General features: G+C 64.1%; 26 protein-coding genes and 1 tRNA gene. 12 read left to right on the forward strand and 15 right to left on the reverse strand.

All coding sequences use genetic code 11. The features are described from left to right. Nucleotides 1-103: 103 nt before the first annotated feature. The 3 genes from lysA to argH all read right to left on the reverse strand — a co-directional run bounded on the left by lysA (nt 104) and on the right by argH (nt 3,080). Nucleotides 104-1,372 carry a diaminopimelate decarboxylase gene (gene lysA / locus CO731_RS08655; protein WP_108606836.1) on the reverse strand — a complete coding sequence of 423 codons (1,269 nt, stop codon included), beginning with the start codon at nt 1,370-1,372 and terminating at the stop codon, nt 104-106. 30 nt (nt 1,373-1,402) lie between these two features. Beyond that, the gene (locus tag CO731_RS08660; RefSeq protein ID WP_108606837.1) at nt 1,403-1,609 is read right to left on the reverse strand and encodes a lipoprotein; all 207 of its coding nucleotides are present in this window, start codon (nt 1,607-1,609) and stop codon (nt 1,403-1,405) included. 70 nt (nt 1,610-1,679) lie between these two features. Further along, a complete protein-coding gene (gene argH, locus CO731_RS08665) occupies nt 1,680-3,080 on the reverse strand; it encodes an argininosuccinate lyase (protein ID WP_108606838.1) in 1,401 nt (466 codons plus the stop codon). 32 nt (nt 3,081-3,112) lie between these two features. Here argH and CO731_RS08670 point away from each other — a divergent pair, with 32 nt between their 5' ends. The 6 genes from CO731_RS08670 (at nt 3,113) to CO731_RS08695 (ending at nt 9,692) form a co-directional block, all read left to right on the forward strand. Further along, nucleotides 3,113-3,808, forward strand: coding sequence for a TlpA disulfide reductase family protein (locus tag CO731_RS08670; RefSeq protein WP_108606839.1), 696 nt, complete (start codon nt 3,113-3,115; stop codon nt 3,806-3,808). 356 nt (nt 3,809-4,164) lie between these two features. Beyond that, complete coding sequence (gene ugpB, locus CO731_RS08675) at nt 4,165-5,475, forward strand: sn-glycerol-3-phosphate ABC transporter substrate-binding protein UgpB (protein WP_108606840.1); 1,311 nt, start codon at nt 4,165-4,167, stop codon at nt 5,473-5,475. Nucleotides 5,476-5,647: 172 nt separating this feature from the next. Continuing rightward, nucleotides 5,648-6,532 carry a sn-glycerol-3-phosphate ABC transporter permease UgpA gene (gene ugpA, locus CO731_RS08680; RefSeq protein WP_108606841.1) on the forward strand — a complete coding sequence of 295 codons (885 nt, stop codon included), beginning with the start codon at nt 5,648-5,650 and terminating at the stop codon, nt 6,530-6,532. A 177-nt stretch (nt 6,533-6,709) separates the two neighbouring features. Next, a complete protein-coding gene (gene ugpE / locus CO731_RS08685) occupies nt 6,710-7,558 on the forward strand; it encodes a sn-glycerol-3-phosphate ABC transporter permease UgpE (protein ID WP_108606842.1) in 849 nt (282 codons plus the stop codon). Further along, nucleotides 7,558-8,604, forward strand: coding sequence for a sn-glycerol-3-phosphate ABC transporter ATP-binding protein UgpC (gene ugpC / locus CO731_RS08690; protein WP_108606843.1), 1,047 nt, complete (start codon nt 7,558-7,560; stop codon nt 8,602-8,604). Before ugpE ends, ugpC begins: the two co-directional genes overlap by 1 nt. Before the next feature lie 284 nt (nt 8,605-8,888). Continuing rightward, on the forward strand, nt 8,889-9,692 hold the full coding sequence (locus CO731_RS08695; protein ID WP_159091605.1) for a GGDEF domain-containing protein: 804 nt from the start codon (nt 8,889-8,891) through the stop codon (nt 9,690-9,692). A gap of 6 nt (nt 9,693-9,698) precedes the next feature. Here CO731_RS08695 and CO731_RS08700 read toward each other — a convergent pair whose 3' ends face one another. The 7 genes from CO731_RS08700 to CO731_RS08730 form a co-directional block, all read right to left on the reverse strand. Next, nucleotides 9,699-10,580 carry a 3-hydroxybutyryl-CoA dehydrogenase gene (locus CO731_RS08700; protein WP_108606845.1) on the reverse strand — a complete coding sequence of 294 codons (882 nt, stop codon included), beginning with the start codon at nt 10,578-10,580 and terminating at the stop codon, nt 9,699-9,701. A 109-nt stretch (nt 10,581-10,689) separates the two neighbouring features. After that, nucleotides 10,690-11,619, reverse strand: a complete 930-nt coding sequence (locus CO731_RS08705) for an electron transfer flavoprotein subunit alpha/FixB family protein (protein WP_108606846.1) — start codon at nt 11,617-11,619, stop codon at nt 10,690-10,692. Nucleotides 11,620-11,642: 23 nt separating this feature from the next. Next, on the reverse strand, nt 11,643-12,392 hold the full coding sequence (locus CO731_RS08710; RefSeq protein ID WP_108606847.1) for an electron transfer flavoprotein subunit beta/FixA family protein: 750 nt from the start codon (nt 12,390-12,392) through the stop codon (nt 11,643-11,645). A 220-nt stretch (nt 12,393-12,612) separates the two neighbouring features. Then, entirely contained in the window at nt 12,613-13,401 is a 789-nt protein-coding gene (locus CO731_RS08715; RefSeq protein WP_108606848.1) for a rhomboid family intramembrane serine protease, read from the reverse strand. Between the two features lie 38 nt (nt 13,402-13,439). After that, nucleotides 13,440-14,021, reverse strand: a complete 582-nt coding sequence (locus tag CO731_RS08720; RefSeq protein ID WP_108606849.1) for a cob(I)yrinic acid a,c-diamide adenosyltransferase — start codon at nt 14,019-14,021, stop codon at nt 13,440-13,442. Nucleotides 14,022-14,027: 6 nt separating this feature from the next. Then, nucleotides 14,028-14,219, reverse strand: a complete 192-nt coding sequence (locus tag CO731_RS08725; RefSeq protein ID WP_108606850.1) for a twin transmembrane helix small protein — start codon at nt 14,217-14,219, stop codon at nt 14,028-14,030. Nucleotides 14,220-14,246: 27 nt separating this feature from the next. Beyond that, on the reverse strand, nt 14,247-15,080 hold the full coding sequence (locus tag CO731_RS08730; RefSeq protein ID WP_199914617.1) for an SDR family oxidoreductase: 834 nt from the start codon (nt 15,078-15,080) through the stop codon (nt 14,247-14,249). A 98-nt stretch (nt 15,081-15,178) separates the two neighbouring features. Between CO731_RS08730 and CO731_RS08735 the strand changes: the two genes are divergently transcribed. Next, nucleotides 15,179-16,030, forward strand: a complete 852-nt coding sequence (locus CO731_RS08735) for a YihY/virulence factor BrkB family protein (RefSeq protein ID WP_199914577.1) — start codon at nt 15,179-15,181, stop codon at nt 16,028-16,030. On the opposite strand, the gene CO731_RS08740 is transcribed toward CO731_RS08735, so the two are convergent. Next, nucleotides 15,997-16,890, reverse strand: coding sequence for a DMT family transporter (locus CO731_RS08740; RefSeq protein ID WP_108609710.1), 894 nt, complete (start codon nt 16,888-16,890; stop codon nt 15,997-15,999). The genes CO731_RS08735 and CO731_RS08740 overlap by 34 nt on opposite strands. A gap of 195 nt (nt 16,891-17,085) precedes the next feature. On the opposite strand from CO731_RS08740, the gene CO731_RS08745 reads away from it, so the two are divergent. Continuing rightward, entirely contained in the window at nt 17,086-17,373 is a 288-nt protein-coding gene (locus tag CO731_RS08745) for a hypothetical protein (protein ID WP_055973121.1), read from the forward strand. Here CO731_RS08745 and gluQRS read toward each other — a convergent pair. After that, nucleotides 17,370-18,245 carry a tRNA glutamyl-Q(34) synthetase GluQRS gene (gene gluQRS / locus CO731_RS08750; protein ID WP_108606852.1) on the reverse strand — a complete coding sequence of 292 codons (876 nt, stop codon included), beginning with the start codon at nt 18,243-18,245 and terminating at the stop codon, nt 17,370-17,372. The genes CO731_RS08745 and gluQRS overlap by 4 nt on opposite strands. A 75-nt stretch (nt 18,246-18,320) precedes the next feature. Between gluQRS and CO731_RS08755 the strand changes: the two genes are divergently transcribed. Next, nucleotides 18,321-18,974: a DNA-3-methyladenine glycosylase gene (locus tag CO731_RS08755; protein WP_108606853.1), complete on the forward strand. Its 654-nt coding sequence runs from the start codon at nt 18,321-18,323 to the stop codon at nt 18,972-18,974. Between the two features lie 118 nt (nt 18,975-19,092). Continuing rightward, nucleotides 19,093-19,650 carry an HNH endonuclease gene (locus CO731_RS08760; protein WP_108606854.1) on the forward strand — a complete coding sequence of 186 codons (558 nt, stop codon included), beginning with the start codon at nt 19,093-19,095 and terminating at the stop codon, nt 19,648-19,650. Between the two features lie 82 nt (nt 19,651-19,732). Here CO731_RS08760 and CO731_RS08765 read toward each other — a convergent pair whose 3' ends face one another. Then, nucleotides 19,733-20,248: a disulfide bond formation protein B gene (locus CO731_RS08765; RefSeq protein WP_108606855.1), complete on the reverse strand. Its 516-nt coding sequence runs from the start codon at nt 20,246-20,248 to the stop codon at nt 19,733-19,735. A gap of 35 nt (nt 20,249-20,283) precedes the next feature. Beyond that, entirely contained in the window at nt 20,284-20,871 is a 588-nt protein-coding gene (locus CO731_RS08770) for a YqaA family protein (protein ID WP_108606856.1), read from the reverse strand. Nucleotides 20,872-21,250: 379 nt separating this feature from the next. Here CO731_RS08770 and CO731_RS08775 point away from each other — a divergent pair. Next, a tRNA-Leu gene (locus tag CO731_RS08775) sits at nt 21,251-21,335 on the forward strand. 85 nt (nt 21,336-21,420) lie between these two features. Here CO731_RS08775 and CO731_RS08780 read toward each other — a convergent pair. Beyond that, entirely contained in the window at nt 21,421-22,314 is an 894-nt protein-coding gene (locus CO731_RS08780; RefSeq protein WP_108606857.1) for a LysR family transcriptional regulator, read from the reverse strand. A gap of 228 nt (nt 22,315-22,542) precedes the next feature. On the opposite strand from CO731_RS08780, the gene CO731_RS08785 reads away from it, so the two are divergent. Next, the gene (locus tag CO731_RS08785; RefSeq protein ID WP_052819068.1) at nt 22,543-23,277 is read left to right on the forward strand and encodes an SDR family oxidoreductase; all 735 of its coding nucleotides are present in this window, start codon (nt 22,543-22,545) and stop codon (nt 23,275-23,277) included. The last annotated feature ends 6 nt before the right edge of the window (nt 23,278-23,283 follow it).

The raw sequence follows: 23,283 nt of genomic DNA on the forward strand, positions 1-23,283 counted from the left end.
GTTCGATCTGAACGGTTCGACGATACATCGCTGGCGCTGACCGTCCTCATCCTGAGCTTGTCGAAGGACGCACGGCCGAGCAACCGCACCAGATACGACGCTCTTACGCCAGCCAGTCCGGTACAGAATCGAGGCCGATCAGTTCGTCATAGGTCTGGCGCTTGCGGATGACGTGGAAACGGTCGCCGTCGACCAGCACTTCCGGCACCAAGGGCCGGGTGTTGTAGGTCCCCGCCTGCACCGCGCCATAGGCGCCGGCAGTGCTGACCGCGATCAGGTCACCGGAGTTGAGCCTTGGCAGATCGCGGTCGAGGCCGAGGAAATCACCGGTCTCGCAGACCGGCCCGACGATATCGACCGTCATGCGCGGCGCATCGGCCTTGGCCTGCACCACCGGACGGATGTCGTGATAGGCGTCGTAAAGCGTCGGCCGGATCAGGTCGTTCATCGCCGCGTCGACGATGAGGAAGTTCTTGGCGTCGCCTTCCTTCACGAAGATCACTTCGGACACCAGGATGCCGGCATTGCCGACGATCAGCCGGCCCGGTTCGAACATCACCTTGAGGCCGAGCTTGCCGACATGCTTGTGCACGATCTGGGCATAGGCGTCGGGCAGCGGCGGCGGCGAGTTGTCGGTCTTGTAAGGAATGCCCAGCCCGCCGCCGAGATCGACATGGTCGATGGCATGGCCGTCGGCGCGCAGCGTCGCGACCAGCTCGACCAGCAGCGCAAAGGCGTCGTCGAAGGGCTGCAGCTCGGTGATCTGGCTGCCGATATGCATGTCGATGCCGGTCACCTTGAGACCGGGCAGGGCGGCCGCGCGGGCATACACCTCACGTGCGTGCTGCCTTGGAATGCCGAACTTGTTTTCGGCGAGACCTGTCGAGATCTTCTTGTGCGTCTTGGCGTCGACATCGGGGTTGATGCGCAGCGACACCGGTGCGGCCTTGCCATTGGCCACTGCGCGTGCCGACAGAAGCTCGAGTTCCGGCTCGGATTCGACGTTGAAGCACAGGATGCCGGCCTGCAGCGCGAAATCCATCTCGCGGGCGGTCTTGCCGACGCCGGAAAACAGGATCTTGTTCGCCGGAATGCCCGCGGCCAGCGCCCGACGCATCTCGCCTTCCGACACCACGTCGGCGCCGGCGCCGAGCCGGGCAAGCGTCTTCAGCACTGCCTGGTTGGAATTCGCCTTCATGGCGTAGCAGACCAGCGCGTCGAGGTCGGCAAAGGCCTTGGAGAAGACGTTGAAGTGTCGCGTCAGCGTCGCCGTGGAATAGCAATAGAACGGCGTGCCGACGCTCCGCGCGATGTCGGTCAGCGCTACGTCTTCAGCGTGGAGGACGCCGTCACGATAGTCGAAATGGTTCACGGCAACTGCTTTCGAAAGGTGGAGCGCGGCTCAGAGCAGCGGGTCGAGGATGAAAGGCTTGTCCTCGACCGGTTTCTGCGGCGTGGCGGTCGCGGGCTGGCCGGCCTTTGCAGCATCTTTTTGCGCCTGCACTGCTGCATCGTAAGGGGTGTCGAGGTCGCCCTTGCGGCCGCAGGCCGAAACCATGCCGACCGCCACGATCAGCCCAAGCGTCACCAAAATCCTGCCAGCGGTCATGACCCATCCATCCGAGAAAAATTCCCCGCCGCTTGTAGCGGAGATTTTTGGGCTTTGCACCCCGGATCGATCAAGCTTTCGTCAAGCGTTTCTTCCAGTAGCGGATCTGTTTCTTCACCTCTGCGGGTGCCGTGCCGCCGAAGGAAGTGCGGCTCTTCACCGAGTTCTGCACCGACAGCACCGAGAAGATGTCGTCGGTGATGCCGTCGTGGATCGACTTGAGGTCGTCAAGCGTGAGCTTTTCCAGCCCGACCTTCTTGCTTTCGGCCAGTGCCACGGCCCGGCCGGTGACGTGGTGGGCTTCGCGGAAGGGCAGGCCGATCTCGCGCACCAACCAGTCGGCAAGGTCGGTCGCGGTCGAATAGCCCGAGCCGGCGGCGCGCTTCATCGCCTGGTCGTTGATGGTCATGTCGCCGACCATGCCGGTCATCGCGGCGAGCATCAGGTCGAGCGTCTCGGCGGCGTCGAACACCGCTTCCTTGTCTTCCTGCATGTCCTTGGAATAGGTCAGCGGCAGGCCCTTCATCACAGTCAGAAGACCGATCAGGTGGCCGTTGACGCGGCCGGTCTTGGCACGCACCAGTTCGGCGGCGTCAGGGTTCTTCTTCTGCGGCATGATCGACGAGCCGGTCGAATAGCTGTCGGACAGGCGCACGAAGCCAAATTGCGGCGTCGACCAGATGACGATCTCCTCGGCGAGCCGCGACATATGCGTGGCGCAGATCGCGGCGATCGACAGGAACTCGAGCGCGTAGTCGCGGTCCGAGACGCTGTCGAGCGAGTTGCGGGTCGGCTCGCGGAAGCCGAGCGCTGCGGCGGTCTTGAAACGGTCGATCGGGAAACCGGTGCCAGCGAGAGCGGCGGCACCCAGCGGGCTCTCGTCCATGCGCTGAACCGCGTCGCGGACGCGGCTGAGGTCACGCGCAAACATCTCGACATAGGCCATGCAGTGATGGCCGAAGGTCACCGGCTGCGCCGTCTGGAGATGGGTGAAGCCGGGCATGACCGTTCCTGCGTGCTGCTCGGCGCGTTCGAGGAAGGCCGCGATCAGCCCCTTCAGAGCCTCGGCGATGCGGTGGAATTCATCCTTGACCCAGAGGCGGAAGTCGACCGCCACCTGGTCGTTGCGCGAGCGGGCGGTGTGCAGGCGCCCGGCGGCCGGACCGATCAGCTCGGCCAGGCGCGACTCGATGTTCATGTGGATGTCTTCGAGCCGGGTCGAGAAGGTGAACTTGCCGTCTTCGATTTCTCGCAGGATCGTGTTCAGCCCGTGAGCGATTTTCTGTTGATCTGCGACGGAAATAATGCCCGTTTCCGCCAGCATCTCGGAGTGGGCGACGGAACCTCGGATGTCCTGGGCGTAGAGCTTCTTGTCGAAGCCTATGGAGGCGTTGATCGCCTCCATGATCGCGGCCGGGCCCGAGGCAAAACGTCCGCCCCACATCTGGTTGCTGGCCTTCTTGTCGCTCATCGTGATACCGGGCTCCGGAGAAAATTGATTAGATGTCGGACCGCAGAAAAATGATCCCCGCGCCACGCCATATCGTCCTAGCCGCCGTTGCAGGCGTGATCGCCGGCGCGGTCGCGGTATATGTCAGCAGCACCCTTCCTGGCAACAACGCCTCTACGCCTCAGCTCGCCACTGATACGAGTGCGGACGCAAGCGCCGAGGACAAGGTTTGTGCCGCCAAGGCAGACATCGCCAAGGCGGTCGGGGCCGCAGCCACCGGCCAGGTGGCGGCAATGATGCCGGCCGATCCGCCGCAGTCGCTGAAGAAGCTCGCCTTCAACGACCCCGAGGGCAAGCCGATGACGGTGGCCGACCATTCCGGCCGCACGTTGCTGATCAATCTCTGGGCGACATGGTGCGCGCCCTGCCGCGCCGAAATGCCGGCGCTCGATGCGCTGGAGCGCGAGATGGGCAGCGAGAATTTCGAGGTCGTGGCGGTCAACGTCGACACCGGCGACGACACCAAGCCAAAGAATTTCCTCGACGAGATCGGCATCACCTCGCTCGGCTACTACAGAGACAACACGCTTGCCGTCTTCAATGACCTCAAGAAGCGCGGCCTGGCGCTGGGCCTGCCGGTGACGCTCTTGGTCGACGGCGAAGGCTGCCTGCTCGCCAACATGAACGGCCCGGCGGAATGGGCCAGCCCCGACGCCAAGAAGCTCATCGAGGCGGCGCTGGCCAAATAAGCCCGGCGTTTCCACACACGCAGTCGTTTTGCCGGCTGCAATTCCAGATTGCAAAGCGAAGGCGAAGCCTTTCGCGCCTTTCGTGCGCGAAAGGCTTTTTCGTTGTCTGACGGCGTTGGCCGTGCCTTTCGTTAGCCGGCGTTGCCGGTAATTCAGATGCGGCTAATTGTCGGCAATTCGGTTTCGTTTTCGAACGATCCGAAAATTCATTGCCAGGTTGCAACGCAAGTGAAAATGAAGTGCGCCAAATGCGCCCTTCATACGATCAATACAAAACTGTTGTAGCGCTGTCATAATCCGACAATACTGCTCCCCGCGGAACTAAACATTTCGCCAACCAGAACGGGAGCGAGACAATGAAGACCCTAGGCTTCGCGGCCGGTGTTGCCGCCACCATGACGCTGTTGTCCAGCACCTCCGCCTTCGCCGTCACCGAGATTTCATGGTGGCACGCCATGACCGGCGCGAACAACGAGGTCGTCGACCAGCTTTCCAAGGAATTCAACGAGAGCCAGAGCGAGTACAAGGTCGTTCCGGTCTTCAAGGGCACCTATCCCGAGACGCTCAACGCCGGCATCGCCGCGTTCCGCGCCAAGCAGCCGCCGACGATCATGCAGGTCTTCGATGCCGGCACGGGCACGATGATGGGTGCCGAAGGCGCCATCAAGCCGGTCGCCGAAATCCTGTCGATGGGCGGCCAGGCCTTCGACAAGAGCCAGTACCTGCCGGGTATCGTCGCCTATTATTCCAAGCCCGACGGCACCATGTTGTCGTTCCCGTACAACTCGTCCTCGCCGATCCTCTACTACAACAAGGACATCTTCCAGAAAGCCGGCCTCGACGTCGACAACCCGCCCAAGACCTGGGGCGAGGTCTGGGATGCCGCCAAAAAGATCAAGTCGAGCGGTGCTGCACCTTGCGGCTTTACCTCGACCTGGCTGACCTGGATCCACACCGAGAATTTCGCCGCCTGGAACAACCTGTCCTACGGCACCAATGAAAACGGCATCGGCGGCACCGACGTAGAGCTCAAGATCAACGCTCCGGCCTTCGTCAAGCACTTCCAGGAGCTTGCCGATCTCGCCAAGGACGGCACGTTCAAATATGGCGGCCGCACCTCCGAGGCGAAGCAGATCTTCCTCGCAGGCGAATGCGGCATCTTCACCGAGTCCTCCGGTGGTCTTGGCGACATCGTCAAGTCGGGCATGAACTACGGCACCGGCCAGTTGCCCTACGAAGCCGATGCTGCGGGCGCGCCGCAGAACACCATCCCCGGCGGCGCATCGCTGTGGGTCTTCGCCGGCCTGCCGGAAGAGCAATACAAGGGCGTCGGCGCCTTCTTCAACTTCCTGTCGCAGACGCCGATCCAGGCGCGGCTGCACCAGGTCTCGGGCTACCTGCCGGTCACGCTCGCGGCGTACGAGGAAACCAAGAAGTCGGGCTTCTACGACAAGAACCCGGCCCGCGAGATCCCGATCAAGCAGATGATGGGCAAGGCGCCGACCGAAAACTCGAAGGGCGTCCGCCTCGTCAACCTGCCGCAGGTCCGCGACATCCAGAACGAAGAGTACGAGAAGATGCTCGCCGGTCAGCAGACCGCCCAGCAGGCACTCGACAACATCGTTGCGCGCGGCAACAAGGCGATCCAGGAAGCGATCGGAAACTAAGCCGGACGCCAGGCCCAGAATGCCCCTCACCCTTACCCTCTCCCCGTGCAAAACGGGGAGAGGGGGCATCCACGTTCCCGCTTGTCCCTTCTCCCCGTCTTTCACGGGGAGAAGGTGCCGGCAGGCGGATGAGGGGCGGCATTGACGTTCGACGTTCGTCACGAGGCTCTCATTGTCCCCACGCGTCGTCTTTCCCAACAAGATCCTGCCCTATCTGCTGGTCGCCCCGCAGCTGGCGATCACGCTGGTCTTTTTCTACTGGCCGGCCAGCCAGGCGCTGCGCCAGTCGATGCTCCGGGAAGACCCGTTCGGCCTGTCGTCGAAGTTCGTCTGGTTCGCCAATTTCAGGAAGGTCCTGTCGGACCCCAACTATCTCAACTCGATCCAGGTCACGGCGGTGTTTTCGATCGCCACCGCCGCCGTCGCCATGGGCACGGCTTTGCTGCTCGCCGTCATGGCCGAAAAGGTCATCCGCGGCCGCGGCGTCTATCGCACGCTGATGATCTGGCCCTATGCGGTCGCGCCGGCGATTGCCGGCATGCTGTGGCTGTTCCTGTTCAACCCGTCGATCGGCTCGCTCGCCTACGGCCTGCGCTGGCTCGGCATCAACTGGGACCCGCTGCTCGACGGCGAGCAGGCGATGGTGCTGGTCGTTGCCGCCGCCTCGTGGAAGCAGATCAGCTACAATTTCCTGTTCTTCGTCGCCGGCCTCCAGGCGATCCCGAAGACCTTGATCGAGGCGGCAGCCATCGATGGCGCCAAACCGTTCAAGCGCTTCTGGACGATCGTCTTTCCGCTGCTTGCGCCGACCACCTTCTTTCTGCTGGTCGTCAACACCGTCTACGCCTTCTTCGACACCTTCGGCATCATCCACGCCGTCACCGGCGGCGGGCCGGGCAAGGCCACCGAGACGCTGGTCTACAAGGTCTACAATGACGGCTTCGTCAATCTCATCCTCGGCGACTCTGCGGCCCAGTCGGTGATCCTGATGGTCATCGTGATTGCGCTCACCGCCGTCCAGTTCCGCTATGTCGAGAAGAAGGTGCATTATGGGTAGTGATTGCGCTCCTGCCCTTCTCCCCTTGCGGGAGAAGGTGGATCGGCGCGGAGCGCCGAGACGGATGAGGGGTGTTGGCAGGATCGCCGGCGTCTCATCCCGTCCAACACCCCTCATCCGACCTCGCTTCGCTCGGCCACCTTCTCCCGCAAGGGGAGAGGGGCAGGAGCTGCGCCCATGATCGACAATTCCCCCGTCCGCACGTTCATCGCCCACCTGGTGCTGGTGCTCGGCATCCTGATCGTGGCATTCCCGATCTACTACACCTTCGTCGCCTCGACGCATTCGCTGCAGACCATCCTGCGTCCGCCGCTGCCGCTCCTGCCCGGCGACCGTTTCGTCGAGAACTATTCCGAGGCGCTGTTCGGCGGGGTGGGGCGCATCGGCGGGGTCAGCGTGGCGACACTGCTGTTCAACACCACGGTCGTCGCGCTCGGCATCGCCATCGGCAAGATCATCATTTCGCTGCTGTCGGCCTATGCCATCGTGTTCTTCCGCTTCCCGCTCCGGATGACGTTCTTCTGGCTGATCTTCATCACGCTGATGCTGCCGGTCGAGGTGCGCATACTGCCGACCTACAAGGTGATGGTCGATTTCGGCCTGATCGACACCTATACCGGGTTGATCGTGCCGCTGATCGCGTCGGCGACGGCGACGCTTTTGTTCCGCCAGTTCTTCCTCACCATCCCGGGCGAGCTGGTCGAGGCCGCGCGCGTCGATGGCGCCGGGCCGTGGCGCTTCTTCTGGGATATCCTCCTGCCACTGTCGCGCACCAATATCGCGGCGCTGTTCGTCATCCTCTTCATCTATGGCTGGACGCAATATCTCTGGCCGCTGCTCGTCACCAACCGCAACGACATGAACACCATCGTCATTGCGCTCAGGAAGATGATCTCGTTCGCCGATGCCGACACCGAATGGCATCTGGTCATGGTCACTTCCATGCTGGCCATCGTGCCGCCCATCCTGGTCGTGGTGCTGATGCAGCGCTGGTTCGTCCGCGGCCTCGTCGATACGGAGAAATAATGGCAACCGTCGATCTCAAGGACGTCAAGAAGGTCTACCCGGGCGGGGTCGAGGCGGTGAAGGGCGTTTCCATCGCCATTCCCGACAAGGAGCTGTGCGTGCTCGTCGGGCCGTCCGGCTGCGGCAAGTCGACCTTGCTCAGGATGATCGCCGGCCTGGAGACGATCTCGGCCGGAACCTGCTCGATCGACGGCAAGGTGGTCAACGCCATCGGCCCGACCGAGCGCGACATCGCCATGGTGTTCCAGAACTATGCGCTCTACCCGCATATGAAGGTCTACGACAACATGGCCTACGGCCTGCGCAACCGCGGCATGCCGAAGGACGAGATCGACAAGCGCGTGCGCGCCACTGCCGAGACGCTGGAGCTCGCCCATCTGCTCGAGCGGCGCCCGCGCGAACTGTCGGGCGGCCAGCGCCAGCGCGTCGCCATGGGCCGCGCCATCGTGCGCAGCCCCAAGGTCTTCCTCTTCGACGAGCCGCTGTCCAACCTCGACGCCAAGCTGCGTGGCCAGATGCGCGTCGAGATCAAGAGCCTGCAGCGCAAACTCGGCGTCACCTCGGTCTACGTCACCCACGACCAGCTTGAGGCCATGACGCTGGCCGACGTGCTGGTGGTGATGAATGCCGGCCTCGTCGAACAGCTCGGCGCGCCGCTCGACATCTACGAAAAGCCCGCCTCGACATTCGTCGCCTCCTTCATCGGCGCGCCGCCGATGAACCTCCTGCCGCTGCGCAGCGGCCAGCTTGAGGGCGCGGTGTCGCTGCCGGCGATTCCCGCCAATGCTGCGACGATCGGCTTCAGGCCGGAGGATTGCGAAGTCGGTGCGGATGGCGCCGCGTCGGAAGGCGGGCTTCGGCTCATGGCCCGCGTCCTGGGCGTCGAGCCGGTCGGTGCGGAGAGTTTTCTCTACTGCGAGGCCGCCGGCGGGCGGATCGTCGTTCGGGTGCCCGGCCGCACTGCCGTGGCCGTCGGCGACCAGTTGCCGGTGCTCGCCCGGCGCGAGAAGGTGCATTTCTTCGGCAGCGACGGCAAACGGGTCTGATGCTTGGCGATTGCGCGGGCCAGCAGCGCGGTTGCGCCGTCTTGCGTCCTTCGACAGGCTCAGGATGAGGGAGGTTTGCGCTGACGTTCGCCTGAGATATCTGCGCGGAGATTGCCGGCGGCACCAACGGTCCTCATCCTGAGCCTGTCGAAGGACGCACAACCCAACAACCGCAGCCAACAACCGCAACCGATCGCCACATCGCTTGCATTTGAGCGCCGGCGATAACCTGTTGTTCATGCCGCTCGACCGAAGATCGGTGCAGGATCAAGGAGGTGGCGGCATTGCGGGCATCGTTGAAGAAGCTGTCGTGGAGCGCGTGGCTGCAACTGGCCGGCTGGACGGTGTTCGGAACGCTTGGCTGCGTCGCGTTTTCGCTCGCTGTTACCTTCGTGCTTTTCCAAAATGCCGGCGCCGAGGTCTTCGACCTGGTGCTGATCGAGGCGACCGTGGTTCCGATCCTGCTGGCGGCGCCGCTGTTCTTCTACCTGACGCTGAAATTGCGCGAACTGGCGATCGTCAACCACAAGCTCGTCGTCGCTGCATCGACCGATGCCCTGACCGCCTGCCTCAACCGGGGTGCATTCTCCAGCCGTGTCAACGACGTGCTGGCGCGCGAGATCGCACGTCGCAACCAGCGCACCATGGGCGCGCTGCTGGTCATCGATGCCGACCACTTCAAGACGATCAACGACAGTTTCGGCCATGCCGAGGGCGACGTGGCGCTGCGCGTCATCGTCGCCGCGATCCAGCCTTGCCTGCGCTCGGACGACATGCTCGGCCGCCTCGGTGGCGAGGAGTTCGCGGTCTTTCTGCCGGGAGCGTCGCCGGTCAATGCCGCCGACATCGCTGAGCGCATCCGCCGTTCGGTGGCGGAGGCTCCGTTCCAGCCTGCCGGCCGGCTCCATCGGCTGACGGTCAGCGTCGGCGGGGCGGTGTTCAACAGCCCGGTCGGCTTCGAGGAGCTTTTCCGCGTCGCCGACCTGCATCTCTACGAAGCCAAGGGCGCGGGGCGCAATCGCGTCGAGCTTGCGCCGATGCCGCCGGACCTGACGCCCGGCTGGCTTGCGCCCAGCCTCTTGAACTGAAGGCGATCAGCGCGTCGGAACGGGGTGCTCGCCGCGGTAATCGTAGAAGCCGCGCCCGGTCTTGCGGCCGAGCCAGCCGGCTTCGACATATTTCACCAGCAGCGGGCAGGGGCGGTATTTCGAGTCCGACAGGCCGTCATGCAGCACCTGCATGATCGACAGGCAGGTGTCGAGGCCGATGAAGTCGGCCAGCTGCAGCGGGCCCATCGGATGGTTGGCGCCAAGCTTCATGGCGGTGTCGATGGCTTCGACGGTGCCGACGCCCTCATAGAGCGTGTAGATCGCCTCGTTGATCATCGGCAGAAGGATGCGGTTGACGATGAAGGCGGGAAAATCTTCCGACACCGTCACCGTCTTGTCGAGGTGGCGGACATAGTCCTTGGCGGCCTCGAAGGTCTTGTCTTCGGTGGCGATGCCGCGCACCAGCTCGACCAGCTTCATCACCGGAACCGGGTTCATGAAGTGGATGCCGATGAAGCGCTCCGGACGGTCGGTCTGGGCGGCCAGGCGGGTGATCGAGATCGAGGAGGTGTTGGTGGCGAGGATCGCCTCGGGGTTCAGCTGCGGACAGAGTTGCGCATAGATCTTGCGCTTGATCGTCTCGTCCTCGGTCGCCGCCTCGATGACAAGGTCGGCGCTGGCGAGGTCGGCCATGGCAGGCGCCGAGCCGATGCGGGCCATGGCGTCCTTGCGGGCCTGGTCCTCGAGCTTGCCCGACGCGACCTGGCGCGCCAGGTTGCCGTTGATGGTGGCGATGCCCTTTTCGATACGTTCCGGGGAAATGTCGTACAGCAGCACGCTGTAGCCGGCCAGCGCAGAGACATGTGCGATACCGCCGCCCATCTGGCCAGCGCCGACAATGCCGATCGTCTCGATCTTACCCGTCATCACACCTATCCCGTCGCAGGCTTTTTAGTTTTGTGCAATGCAAACTAAATGGCCGGGGTAGCATCGTCTACCCCGGCCATCACATTTTAGTACGTCACTCGTTGGGGCGTCAAAGCGCCTTTTCGAGTTCCGGCAGGATGACGAACAGATCCCCGACGATGCCGTAGTCGGCAACCTGGAAGATCGGGGCCTCCTCGTCCTTGTTGATGGCGACGATGACCTTGGAATCTTTCATGCCGGCGAGGTGCTGGATCGCACCCGAGATGCCGCAGGCGATGTAGAGGTCGGGGGCCACTACCTTGCCGGTCTGGCCGACCTGCCAGTCGTTGGGGGCGTAGCCGGCATCGACGGCAGCGCGGGAGGCGCCGACGGCGGCACCGAGCTTGTCGGCGACCGGCAGGATGACCTCCTGGAACTTCTCGGAACTGCCGAGCGCACGGCCGCCCGAGATGATGATCCTGGCCGAGGTCAGCTCCGGACGGTCGCTTTCCGACAGCTTGTTCTCGACAAACGAGGACAGGCCGGGATTGGCTGCAGCCGAAACCGTCTCGACCGAAGCCGAGCCGCCTTCGCCAGTTGCCTGGAACGAGGCGGTGCGCACGGTGATCACCTTCTTGGCGTCGGTCGCCTGCACCGTCTGGATGGCGTTGCCGGCATAGATCGGGCGCTTGAAGGTGTCGGCCGAGATCACCTCGATGATCTCCGAGACCTGGGCGACGTCGAGCAGGGCCGCGACGCGCGGGGCGACGTTCTTGCCGGTCGAGGTCGCGGCGGCGACGATGGTGTCGTAGTTGGGCGCGAGCGAGACGACCAGGGCCGCCATCGGCTCGGCCAGGCGCTCGGCCAGTTCGTCGGCTTCGGCCAGCAGTACCTTGCGCACGCCCTTGAGCTTGGCGGCGGCGTCGGCCGCGGCCTTGGCGCCCTTGCCGGCGACCAGCACGTCGACGTCGGAACCGATCTTCTGTGCTGCCGACAGCGCCTTGGCGGTCTGGTCGGAGAGCGAAGCGTTGTCGTGTTCGGCGATGAGGAGAATTGCCATGTTTTTGATCCCTTTCGCTTCGCTTACAGCACGCCGGCTTCGTTACGCAGCTTGTCGACCAACTCGGCCACCGTCTTGACCTTGACACCTGCCTTGCGGCCGCCCGGCTCTTCGGTCTTCAGCACCTTCAGGCGCGGCGTGACGTCGGCGCCGAAGTCGGCGGCCGACTTCTCGTCGAGCGGCTTCTTCTTGGCCTTCATGATGTTGGGCAGCGAGGCATAGCGCGGCTGGTTCAAACGCAGGTCGACCGTCACGATCGCCGGCATCTTGAGTTCGACGGTCTGCAGGCCGCCGTCGACTTCGCGCGTCACGCTGGCCTTGTCGCCGCCAAGCTCGATCTTCGAGGCGAAGGTGCCCTGGGCCCAGCCGAGCAGGGCAGCCAGCATCTGGCCGGTCTGATTGCTGTCGTCGTCGATCGCCTGCTTGCCGAGCAGCACCAGGCCCGGCTTCTCTGCGTCGACCACGCCCTTCAGCACCTTGGCGACGCCGAGCGGCTCGACCGCCTCGTCGACCTTGACCAGGATGGCGCGGTCGGCGCCCATGGCGAGTGCCGTGCGCAGCGTTTCCTGGGCCTGGGCAGGCCCGATCGAGACCACCACGATCTCCTCGACCTTGCCGGCTTCCTTGAGCCGGATCGCCTCTTCGACCGCGATCTCGTCGAACGGGTTCATCGCCATCTTGACGTTGGCAAGCTCGACACCCGAGCCGTCGCTCTTCACGCGCACCTTAACGTTCGCATCGACAACCCGCTTCACCGGGACGAGAACTTTCATGGGCTGGTACCTCTCTGAACAGCGATGTTAGGCGCGCTATAGCAGCGCTCGGGCCGACGCAATTGTCGATTGCCGACATATTGGGCGGAAAAACAGACTTGATCTCGCGCTTTTGGTGGCGGGAGGGCTGCCGCAAGCGGGCGGAACGTAGTTGTGGCTGACGTTAGCGTCAATATCTGCTTCAAGCTCAAATCGTTTGAAACAAGCTGCGTTTTTCCCGCTATTGCCGGCCCCAGCGCGGTGCCGGTTGCGCCGTCGGCGGTTCCGGCGTCGCGGGCTCGGGCATGGCGGGCGCTTCGGTCTTTTCGGGGCTTGGCACGGTCGCTTCCGCATCTGCAAACAACGGCACGTCGCGCCGGCGCAGCACCAGCACCAGGACGGCGCCGGCAACGATGCCGCCGACATGGGCCGCCCAGCTGACTTCGTCGTCGCCGCCGATGGCGATCATCAGGAACTGGAAGAGCACCCATAGGACGAGCGGAATCCAGGCCGGGATGCGCAGCGGGATACGGGCGAAGGCCAGCACCCACACCTTCACGCGGGGATAGAGGATCAGATAGGCGACGACGATGCCGGCGATGGCGCCCGACGCGCCGATCAGCGGCGTCTGGGAGTCGGGCAGGATCAGGCCGTGCAGGAAAGCGCCGGCAACGGCGCAGAGCAGGTAGAAGACCAGGAAGCGGAAGTGCCCGAGCGCATCCTCGACATTGTCGCCGAACACCCACAGGAACAACATGTTGCCGCCGAGATGCAGGATGTCGCCATGCAGGAAGGAATAGGTGACGTAGCTGAGGTCTTCCGGGATGATGATCAGGTCCGGCGACAGTTCGGCAAGGTCATGCACCACCGAGGGGATATAGCCCAGGCCGAGGACCGCGGCGGTTGCGAATTCCTCGCTGCCCAGCGACGTCACGAAATAGGCGATGACGTTGATGGCGATCAGGCCCAACGTCACATATTGCATCCGGATGTGGCGCAGGCGGTTCGAATCGTAGAGCGGAATGAACATGCGGCTCGCTTCCGCCTCCCGGCGACTTTATCTGCTGATCAGCGGTTCTTGCCGGGAACCCATAGCACATCGGCTTTTCCGTTGTCATTGACCACGCGCGCGGCGACGAACAGCAGGTCGGAGACGCGGTTGATGTAGCGGATGCCTTCGCGGTTGACGTGCTCGGCCGGGTCCTGGGCCAGCGCCACCATCACGCGCTCGGCGCGCCGGGCGACCGTACGGGCGAGATGGAGCGCCGCAGCCGCCGGCGAGCCGCCATTCAGCACGAACGACCTGAGCGGGGCGAGGTCGGCGTTGAGCCGATCGATGTCGGCTTCGATGCGCGCGGTCTGGCTGGCGACGATGCGCAGCGGCTCGTAGCCAAGGTCCTTGCCGGTGTCGGGCGTCGACAGGTCGGCGCCGAGGTCGAACATGTCGTTCTGGATGCGACCGAGCATGGCGTCGATGTCGGCATGCTCGGTTGCCGTATGAACCCGTGCCATGCCGATGCAGGCATTGGCCTCGTCGACCGCGCCGTAGGCCTCGACACGCAGGTCTGATTTCAGGCGGCGCTCGCCGCTGCCGAGCCCTGTCGTGCCGTCGTCGCCGGTGCGGGTGTAGATCTTGTTGAGCTTGACCATTTCCGCTCAGCCGCGCGTGAAATAGAGGGTCAGCAGGATGAACACCAGCGCCACCGCCTGCAAGAGCACGCGTGCCTGCATCAGCTTGTTGGAGGTGTTGCCCGAGCCGCCGCGCAGCATGTTGATGAGGCCGCGGATCAGGACGACCACCACGGCAAACATGAGGACGACGGCAATGATGTTGAATACGGTAGCCATTTGAGTTCCAGTTCGGTTGGCCGCCGGTCAGGCTTGGCGGGCCAGAATGCGATAGAGCAGCGAGGCGGGCAGGAGGCGTTTCAGCACGACGCCGATTCTCGCCGGGGTCGTGACAACATAATGCGGACGCGGGCGCGGCGACAGCAGGGCGTGTCGCAATACCGCATGAACCGCTTCCGGCCCCAGTTTCATCCGCGATTTGGAGCCGCCGCTGGACAGCCTTGCGAGCTGGGCACGATAGGCTTCATGGTGGGCCGAGCGTTCGTGATCGATGTAACGCAGGAACCAGGTCAGCCCGTTGGTGGCGATCTTCGATTTCACCGGGCCCGGCTCGATCATCGAGACATGGATGCCTGTCCCACCGAGTTCCTGGCGCATGCACAGCATCAGGCCCTCGAGCGCGTGCTTGGAGGCGGCATAGGCACCGCGGAAGGGCACTGGCGTCAGCCCGAGGATCGAAGAGCAGTTGACGATGCGGCCATGTCCTTGGGCGCGCATGATGGGCACGATGCGGCGGGTCAGATCGTGCCAGCCGAAGAAGTTGGCCTCGAACTGGTCGCGGAGTGCCGCCATCGGCAGGTCTTCGACCGCGCCGGGCTGGGCATGCGCACCGTTGTTGAACAGCGCGTCGAGCCTGCCGCCGGTGCGTTCGAGCACGGTTTCCACCAGCGCTTCGATCGATTGCGGTTCGGCGTAGTCGAGATAGAGTGCTTCGATGCCATCTGCCTCCAGGGCTGCGATGTCTTCCGGCTTGCGCGCCGTGGCGAACACCCGCCAGCCCTCCGCATGCAGCGCACGGGCGCAATGCGCGCCGATGCCTGACGACGCGCCGGTCACGATTATCGTGCGTAACTCCTTGATCGGGTTCACTTCGCTGCCGCCAACACTTGCCAACCGGGGCAAACCCTTCCCATATTCGCGCCCTGGAAACAATCGGATGGAGCGGTAAACTGGAGCTGATGCGCAAGATCGTCGCCACAAGGCGCGTGCTCTTTGACGCAGCCGGCCACTTCCATGACGACGACGGCTGGGCGATGGCCAGTCATCTCGCCATCTCGACGCTGATGGCGCTGTTTCCGTTCCTCATCTTCGCCACCACGCTTGCCAGCTTCCTCGGCGCCGACGCCTTTGCCGAAACCGCAGTGCACCTGGTGTTCGACACCTGGCCCGAGCAGATCGCGGCACCCATCGCCCGCGAGGTGGTCAACGTGCTCACCGTGCCGCGCACAGACCTTCTGACCTATGGCGTGCTGCTCGCCGCCTACTTCGCCTCCAACGGCGTCGAGGCGCTGCGCACCTCGCTCAACCGAGCCTACCGTGTCGCCGAAACCCGCACCTTCTGGTTCCGCCGCACCCAGAGCCTGATTTTCGTGCTCATCGCCACGATCGGCTTCGTTGCCATCTCGGTGCTTCTGGTGTTCGCGCCGATCATCGCGCGCATCCTCGAGGCCAAGTTCGAGTGGATCCAGCCCTACATGGGCACCATCACCGTCTGGCGCTTCATCATCGCCTCGGCGGTCATCGTGTTCGGGCTGTTTGCCGTGCATATCTGGCTTCCGGCCGGCCGCCGGCGCTTTATGAACATTCTACCCGGCATCGTCTTCACGCTGCTCGCCTGGCTCGTCGGATCGACGATCTTCGCCGCCTATCTCGACACCTTTTCGTCCTATGTCACCACCTATGCCGGCCTCGCCTCGATCATGATCGCGGTCGTGTTCCTCTACATCGTCTCGGCGATCTTCATCCTCGGCGGCGAGCTCAATGCCGCGATCAGCCGCTATCTCGAGGCCCGCGCCCGCGTGCCCGGCTGAGCCGTGGCAAGGCCGACGCCCAGCGTGGCGATCGCCATGCCGACAAGCTGGATTGCCGACAGTTGCTCGCCGAACAGCGCCCAGGCGATGACGGCCGTCACCGCCGGCACGAGGTAGAACAGCGAGGCGACCTTCGACATGGCGCCGTCGCGGATCATCACCATCAGCAGGAAGATCGCGCCGATCGACAGCACGAACACCAGCCAGGTCATGGCGAAGATCAGCTCGCCGTTGATGGTCATCTGCCGCGTCTCGAACACCAGCGAGGCGATGGTCATCAGGATCGCCGCGCCGACATACTGCCAGAAGGTGCCGGTGACGAGGTCGCCGGTCGCGCCGACGCGCTTTTGCCAGATGGTACCGGCGCTGATTCCGGCCATGGCGATGACCGATGCGGTCAGCGTCTGCCAGGTCACGCCGCCGCCGAGCGTGCCGAGCTTCGGCGACAGCACGATCACCACGCCGACGAAGCCTATGGCGAGCCCGACCCAATGGCGCGGGCGGATCTCTTCGCCAAGCAGCTTGCCGGCCAGCACCGCGGTTACCAGCGGCTGCAGCCCGGCGATGAGCGCCGACAGCCCGGCCGGCAGGCCCTGGTGGATCGCCCAGAACACGCCGCCGAGATAGACGCCGTGCAGCAGCATGCCGATCAGCACGGCATGGAGTGCGGCGCGTCGTGAAAGCCGCCCGGAGCCCAATACGAGCATCACGCCGCCGAGGAGGAGGAAGGCGAGCACGAAGCGAATGGCGAGGAAGGTGAACGGCTCCGCCCACGGCATGGCATAGCGCGCGCCGATGAAGCCGGTCGCCCACAACAGCACGAAGGTGGCCGGGATCAGCCGCTTTGGAGAGGATGTCATGGTCCACCGCGCGTCGCCGGACGCCGCGCCCGGTAGGAGTTCATGCGATCGCTCTAATGCCGAATATTCGCGCAAGCAAAATGAAACGATTGATCCATAGATTCACCGAACCTGATCTGACGACCCGATCTGGGTGAGCGCACCCGGGAGGCGGCCCGGTAGAAACTACACAGTCGGCCTCTGAAAGGACCGAGGATGTTGTGGAATCTCGACCCGGGCTGGTTGATGATGGCAATCGCCTTCGTCGCCGTCATGGCGTTCTTTTTTGGCGCTGCACTCGACGCCATCATGAAGGACGACGGCTTTGGCCCGACCGGCAACATGCTGTTGTTCACGGTCGGCTTCTTTGGCGCCGTCCTGGTCGCCAACAGCTATGGCATTACACTGCGCGACCTGAACCTCGCCGTCGCCTGGGGGCTTGGCGGCGCGTTCGTCTTCATCAGCGTGCTGGCGCTGGTCAAGGCGGGATTTGCCAGGTTCTAGGTCTGTAGCATCCGCATCACCGATTGCGGCGACTCACCGGCCTCGCGCAATGCCGCGAGGCCGGTGTCGCGTTGGCTTTTCGACAGCTTGCGGCCATCCGGCCCGAGCACCAGCCTGTGGTGGAAATAGGTCGGCTGCGGCAGCCTGAGCATCTCCTGCAGCAGCCTCTGCACCGAGGTTGCGAAATAGAGGTCGCGACCGCGCACGACGTGGCTCACTCCCTGCAGCGCGTCGTCGACAACCACCGACAGATGATAGCTGGTCGGAATCTCGCGGCGAGCGATGACGACGTCGCCCCATTGCAGCGGGTCCGCTGCCACGTCGGTGGTCGTGCCCATCGTTTCGTCGGTCCATTCAAGCCAGTTCAGCCGGCCATCGAGCCGCGCTAGCGCTTCTGCCGTGTCGAGCCGCCAGGCAAAGGGTGCACCTGCATCTATGCGTCGCTTGCGCTCGCGCGTCGAAATGGTCCTGTCGGTGCCGGGATAGTGCGGCGCGCCGTCGGGATCGCGCGGCCAGGTCTTCCCCGTGGCCTCGAACGTCATGATCGCGGCGCGGATATCGCCCCGGCTCATGAATGCCGGATAGACCAGCCCCTCGCGCTTGAGGCGTTCGAGCGCGGCTTCATACGCGCCGAAATGCTCCGACTGCCTGCGAACCGGCTCCTCCCAGGTCAGCTCGAGCCAGGATAGGTCGCGGAAAATGCCGGCCTCGAATTCCGGCGTGCAGCGGGTGACGTCGATGTCTTCGATGCGCAGCAGCAGCCGGCCGCCGACGGCCTTTGCCATGCGCTGGTTGGTCAGCGCCGAAAGCGCATGGCCGAGATGCAACTCACCATTCGGACTGGGGGCGAAGCGGAAGACAGGAGCAGTCATGAGCGTTGCGGTTTCGCATTGAAGGTTTGCGTTGCCGATTGCTACGTTGCCCGACGCAACCTAACAAGTGACGCCATGCGCCGGATCTCCAATCTCGACGACGTACATCGCGGTCTCGACGCACTCTGCGCGCTCGACCCGCGGCTGGAGGCCGTGCGTGGCATTGCCGGCGAGGTGCCGCTCAGGTTGACCGAGCCCGGTTTCGCCAGCCTCGCCTCGATCATCGTTTCGCAGCAGGTCTCGACGGCAAGCGCCAAGGCGATCTTCGGTCGGCTGACCACGCTCGTCGACCCGCTGACACCCTCGGCACTGCTCGCTGCCGGCGAGGACATGTTCCGCGAAGCCGGCCTGTCCAGGCCCAAGCAGCGCACGCTGCTGGCCGTCGCCCAAGCTGCCGCCGACGGCCTCGACCTCGACGGTCTCTGTCGCCTTGACGCGCAGGACGCCATGGCAAGGATGGTCGCCATACCAGGCATCGGGCCGTGGACGGCGGAGGTTTATCTGCTGTTCGCTGCCGGCCACCCCGACATCTTTCCGGCCCGCGATGTCGCCCTGCAGTCGGCCGTCGGCCATGCGCTCGGCATCGATCCGCGCCCCGGCGAGAAGGCGCTGATTCGGCTTGCCGAATCATGGGCGCCGTGGCGGGGGGTCGCGTCGCGGCTGTTCTGGGCGTATTATCGCGAGACCCGGGGCCGCGATGGCGCGCCGCCGGCCGGAAATCCCGCCTGAATGCGCAAAATCGCGTATTTTTGACGGGCTTTGTGACCGACAAGGCGCTTCACATTCCTGTCACCTCGGGCTTACAGTATCCGCACCGTTAGGTTCGGGAGCCAAGGAGGTACACGAAGTGACGGTTGCCGTGTCTCCGGATGGGCTCCCAGCACTAGTGCTGAATGCGGATTATCGTCCGCTCAGCTACTACCCCTTGTCGCTCTGGTCCTGGCAGGACGCGATCAAGGCGGTGTTCCTCGAGCGCGTCAACATCGTCGCCGAATACGAGCACGCCGTTTCCTCGCCGACCTTCTCGATGAAGCTGCCCAGCGTCGTCAGCCTCAAGACCTATGTGAAGCCGTCGCGCTATCCGGCCTTCACCCGCTTCAACGTTTTCCTGCGCGACCGCTTCCAGTGCCAGTATTGCGGCACGCCGGAGGATCTGACCTTCGACCATGTCATCCCGCGCCACAGCGGCGGGGCGACGACCTGGGAAAACGTCGTCGCCGCCTGCTCGCCCTGCAACCTGCGCAAGGGCGGACTGATGCCGGCCAAGGCCAAGATGTGGCCGCTGCAGAAACCGTTCCAGCCGACGGTGCACGACCTGCACAACAACGGCCGGCTGTTCCCGCCCAACCATCTGCACGAAAGCTGGATGGATTATCTCTATTGGGATGTCGAACTGGAGCCTTGATGAAGGCTGATCTGATCTCCCCCCTTGCGGGGGAGATGTCCGGCGGGACGGGGCGCGACGGATCGCGAACTCCCCAACGTCGTCACCCCTTCCTGAACGCACCGCGCAGCGCCACGACCGCCAGGAATGCGCTGGCGAGCACGTTCCAGCCGGCGAAGGACAGGCCGAGCACGCGAAGTGCCGCATCCTCGCAGCGCGGCGGCACGACCTCGTTGAGCACGTCGAGCAGGCCCTTGCCGCCGGTGTCGATGGTGCCGCTCACCGCAGCGCAGTCGGTCGGGCCGGCCCACCAGCGCCATTCGACGCCGGCGTGGAAGGCGCCGAGATAAAGCCCGTACAGCATCAGCAGCCCGCCAAGTGCCAGCAGCGCCCGGGTCATCCAGGCCGGCCAGTGCATGGCCGACGACAGCGCCGCCAGCGCCATCAGCGGCACGCCGACATAATAGGGCGTGCGCTGCTCGAGGCAGAGCTTGCAGGGCATGTAGCCGCCGATGTGCTGGAAGCCGAGGGCGGTGCCGACGACGACGGCCATGGCAACGGCGAGGAAAAGCGCCGTCAGCGTCTGGCTGCGGCCGGTCGGGGAGGCGAGGGTGGTCATGTCTGTTGCCCAGCTGTTGTTACGGCAGGTGCCGTTCAGTGGAGGTATTTGACGAGAAGATAGAGCAAAATGAGGGCAGCGGCCGCGATGCCGGCCAGCAGGCCGAGGCGCTTTTCGATGAAGTGCTTGATCGGCTCGCCATAGGTCCTGAGCAGCCATGCCAAAAACAGGAAGCGGGCGCCGCGGGCGATGATCGCCGAGACGATGAACCAGCCGAGCGGGAAGCCGACGACGCCGGCAAGGATCGTCACCACCTTGATCGGCGGCAGGTGGGAAAGGCCGGAGGTGACCAGCATCAAGAGGATGATGCCGGTGCCGGACGCGAGCTTGAGCGCTTCGAATTCGTCATACTTGCCGTAGAATTCGAGCACCGGCTTTGCCACCGCCTCGAAGGCGTAGTGGCCAAGGAACCAGCCGGCGATTCCGCCGAGCACGGAGGCCACGGTCGCCACGATCGCGTAGCGGTAGGCGCGGTCGGGCCGCGACAGCGCCATCGGCAGATAGAGCACGTCGGCCGGCACCAGGAAGATCGAGCTTTCGATGAAGGCGATGAAAGCCAGCCACCATTCGGCGGATTTCCTTGCCGCGAGCGACAAGGTCCAGTCGTAGAGTCGGCGAAGCATCTGGCCCCCTAGGATAACGCGCTGCCTGTTTAGGAAGAAATGCTGTGGCGCACAATGCGTGAGGAGTTCACGAATGCGAAACGAGCTTTACTTGCACAATCTGTCGCACAATCGCATGCCGGGGCAGTTGACGGACGGGTGGCTGACCGTATAGTCCGCGACCGATCTGTCCGTTTAGGGCAGGCCCCTATGGCGGAATTGGTAGACGCGCTCGACTCAAAAAGTGGTTTGTCTACCAATCCACAGAAAAACACGATGAATTGAAAACGTCGTGTTTTCAGGGGTTTGAGAAGGAAGGAAAAGTGGCTGGCGATATTCGGTTTTCGCTCTAGGTGCAGTATAGGTGCAGAGAGCGTCGGCTAGAATCGGCGGCAAATGTGCGGGTGTGGTGGAACTGGTAGACGCGCCGGATTCAAAATCCGGTTCCGAAAGGAGTGTCGGTTCGATTCCGACCACCCGCACCATTCTTAAATCAGGTCAAACTCAGCAGGCTATCGCGGCGGACCGGCGGCGGTGGGTCGTTCGCGTTCGACGGAGACCTGCCGGGTATCAATCGTGCGATATGAGCCCCGCGAGAAGCGGCGCGTAGGCGGCGAGCCTGCGGGATACGAACTCAGTGAAGAGCCGCACGCGCTTCGTCTTGCGCGTCTCCCCCTGTGTGAGAAGCCAGAGCGTCCCGTGCATGGGCAGGTCGGTGCCCGGCACTCTCACCAATAGAGCGTCGGCATCGCCGACGAAGCACGGCAGTTTCGTCATCCCGATCCCTTGCTGCGCGGCTACGATCTGCGTCTCGGCGTCCGGCGTCCTGAACGGAACTCCCGTGGTGTGAACCTCTCCCTCGCGCGCCCAGACCGGGAGTCCATGATTGTCTATGACGATCCACCGCATGGGATCCGGCGCGCCCGCACGCCACGCGGCTAGTCGATCGCGAGACATGTAGACGCCGCTGAACAGCTCCGGTCCCTTCAGGCCGTGAAGATTGAGCGGCAGGGTCTTGCGGTCGGCGACAATCCGGATCGCGACGTCGGCCTCTCGGTTGGTCAGGTTTGCAAGCTCGCCGGACGACGAGATTTCCATCTCGATGTCAGGATGCATACGCGCGAAGTCGGCGAGATCCGGCATGAGCAGGTGTGTGGCGAGGAACGGCGGCAGCGCCACCCGCAAAAGCCCGCGCGCGCTCTGGTCACGACCGAAGACGCGCGTCTCCAGCCGGTTCGACGACGCTTCCATCTGCTCCGCGAGTTCGAGGACCTCCTCGCCCGCTTCCGTCAGCCGGTAGCCCGAAGGCAGCTTTTCGAACATCTGCGCCCCCAGGCGTCCCTCAAGCTGGGCGATGCGTCGCAACACCGTCGCGTGGTTCACCCCCAGGTGCTTGGCGGCGGCGCGCACTGAGCCTCCGCGCGCGGCGGCAAGAAAGTAGCGAACGTCATCCCAGTCGATCATGGTGCATTTCCGCGCCGCGTGGCGCGGCTTCCGAAGTTCATTCTAACACAGTAAGCTAGAGGGCGCGCGATCGTCGTGGCGCTTTATGGGCTAGCCGGATCGTTTTCGCACCACCGATGTGCGCGATTCCGCACTCACCGCCTACCTCCGGCGAACCCATGTTGTGGGTCTGGGGGAACCTCCCCGCACAGCCATAGACCCGACACGGCGAAACGAAGGATGCATGACATGAACAGACTGAATGGAAAGACCGCCGTGATCACCGGCGGCGCTACTGGCATCGGCCGCGCCGCAGCGAAGCGCTTCATCGAGGAAGGCGCCTTCGTCTTCCTATTCGGCCGCCGGCAGGAAGCGCTCGACGCCGCTGTAGCCGAGCTTGGGCCCAATGCCCGCGCGGTGGCGGGCTCGGTCTCCGATGAGGCCGACCTCGACCGGCTCTACGCGGCGGTCAAGGCCGAGCGCGGAATCCTCGACATCGTCTTCGCCAATGCCGGGGTGGGCAGCCAGCTTAAGCTCGGCGCGATTACCGCCAAGCACATTGACGAAACCTTCGACGTCAATGTGAAGGGTACGATCTTCACGGTCCAGAAGGCGTTGCCGCTGATGGGCGAAGGCGGCTCGATCATCCTGACCGGATCGAGCGCCGGCACCACGGGCGCCCCGGCGTTCACCGCCTACAGCGCAAGCAAGGCGGCCGTGCGCAACCTAGCCCGGACCTGGGCAGAGGATCTCAAGGGCACCGGCATCCGGGTAAACGTCCTGTCGCCCGGGGCCATTGCGACCGAACTCGCGACCGAGGCGCTCGGTAAGGACGGCCTGAAGGCCTACGGCTCAATGACTGCGTTTCAGCGCATGGGCGCTCCGGCAGAACTAGGGGCGGCGGCAGCCTTCCTCGCATCGTCGGACAGCAGCTTCATGACCGCCAGCGAGGTCGCCGTCGACGGCGGCCTGGCCCAACTCTGAGGAGGA

Source organism: Aminobacter sp. MSH1, from assembly GCF_003071665.1.
GTDB classification, from domain to species: domain Bacteria; phylum Pseudomonadota; class Alphaproteobacteria; order Rhizobiales; family Rhizobiaceae; genus Aminobacter; species Aminobacter niigataensis.

What these genes read in the sequence shown, in the direction of transcription:
- CO731_RS08715 (WP_108606848.1), bottom strand. Translation starts at nt 13,401, where the DNA reads ATGTTCATTCCGCTCTACGATTCGAACCGCCTGCGCCACATCCGGATG.
- argH (WP_108606838.1), bottom strand. Translation starts at nt 3,080, where the DNA reads ATGAGCGACAAGAAGGCCAGCAACCAGATGTGGGGCGGACGTTTTGCC.
- CO731_RS08710 (WP_108606847.1), bottom strand. Translation starts at nt 12,392, where the DNA reads ATGAAAGTTCTCGTCCCGGTGAAGCGGGTTGTCGATGCGAACGTTAAG.
- CO731_RS08740 (WP_108609710.1), bottom strand. Translation starts at nt 16,890, where the DNA reads ATGACATCCTCTCCAAAGCGGCTGATCCCGGCCACCTTCGTGCTGTTG.
- CO731_RS08745 (WP_055973121.1), top strand. Translation starts at nt 17,086, where the DNA reads ATGTTGTGGAATCTCGACCCGGGCTGGTTGATGATGGCAATCGCCTTC.
- gluQRS (WP_108606852.1), bottom strand. Translation starts at nt 18,245, where the DNA reads ATGACTGCTCCTGTCTTCCGCTTCGCCCCCAGTCCGAATGGTGAGTTG.
- CO731_RS08785 (WP_052819068.1), top strand. Translation starts at nt 22,543, where the DNA reads ATGAACAGACTGAATGGAAAGACCGCCGTGATCACCGGCGGCGCTACT.
- CO731_RS08670 (WP_108606839.1), top strand. Translation starts at nt 3,113, where the DNA reads ATGTCGGACCGCAGAAAAATGATCCCCGCGCCACGCCATATCGTCCTA.
- CO731_RS08700 (WP_108606845.1), bottom strand. Translation starts at nt 10,580, where the DNA reads ATGACGGGTAAGATCGAGACGATCGGCATTGTCGGCGCTGGCCAGATG.
- CO731_RS08770 (WP_108606856.1), bottom strand. Translation starts at nt 20,871, where the DNA reads ATGCTTCGCCGACTCTACGACTGGACCTTGTCGCTCGCGGCAAGGAAA.
- CO731_RS08735 (WP_199914577.1), top strand. Translation starts at nt 15,179, where the DNA reads ATGCGCAAGATCGTCGCCACAAGGCGCGTGCTCTTTGACGCAGCCGGC.
- CO731_RS08755 (WP_108606853.1), top strand. Translation starts at nt 18,321, where the DNA reads ATGCGCCGGATCTCCAATCTCGACGACGTACATCGCGGTCTCGACGCA.
- ugpB (WP_108606840.1), top strand. Translation starts at nt 4,165, where the DNA reads ATGAAGACCCTAGGCTTCGCGGCCGGTGTTGCCGCCACCATGACGCTG.
- ugpC (WP_108606843.1), top strand. Translation starts at nt 7,558, where the DNA reads ATGGCAACCGTCGATCTCAAGGACGTCAAGAAGGTCTACCCGGGCGGG.
- CO731_RS08705 (WP_108606846.1), bottom strand. Translation starts at nt 11,619, where the DNA reads ATGGCAATTCTCCTCATCGCCGAACACGACAACGCTTCGCTCTCCGAC.
- CO731_RS08780 (WP_108606857.1), bottom strand. Translation starts at nt 22,314, where the DNA reads ATGATCGACTGGGATGACGTTCGCTACTTTCTTGCCGCCGCGCGCGGA.
- CO731_RS08660 (WP_108606837.1), bottom strand. Translation starts at nt 1,609, where the DNA reads ATGACCGCTGGCAGGATTTTGGTGACGCTTGGGCTGATCGTGGCGGTC.
- CO731_RS08725 (WP_108606850.1), bottom strand. Translation starts at nt 14,219, where the DNA reads ATGGCTACCGTATTCAACATCATTGCCGTCGTCCTCATGTTTGCCGTG.
- CO731_RS08765 (WP_108606855.1), bottom strand. Translation starts at nt 20,248, where the DNA reads ATGACCACCCTCGCCTCCCCGACCGGCCGCAGCCAGACGCTGACGGCG.
- ugpE (WP_108606842.1), top strand. Translation starts at nt 6,710, where the DNA reads ATGATCGACAATTCCCCCGTCCGCACGTTCATCGCCCACCTGGTGCTG.
- CO731_RS08720 (WP_108606849.1), bottom strand. Translation starts at nt 14,021, where the DNA reads ATGGTCAAGCTCAACAAGATCTACACCCGCACCGGCGACGACGGCACG.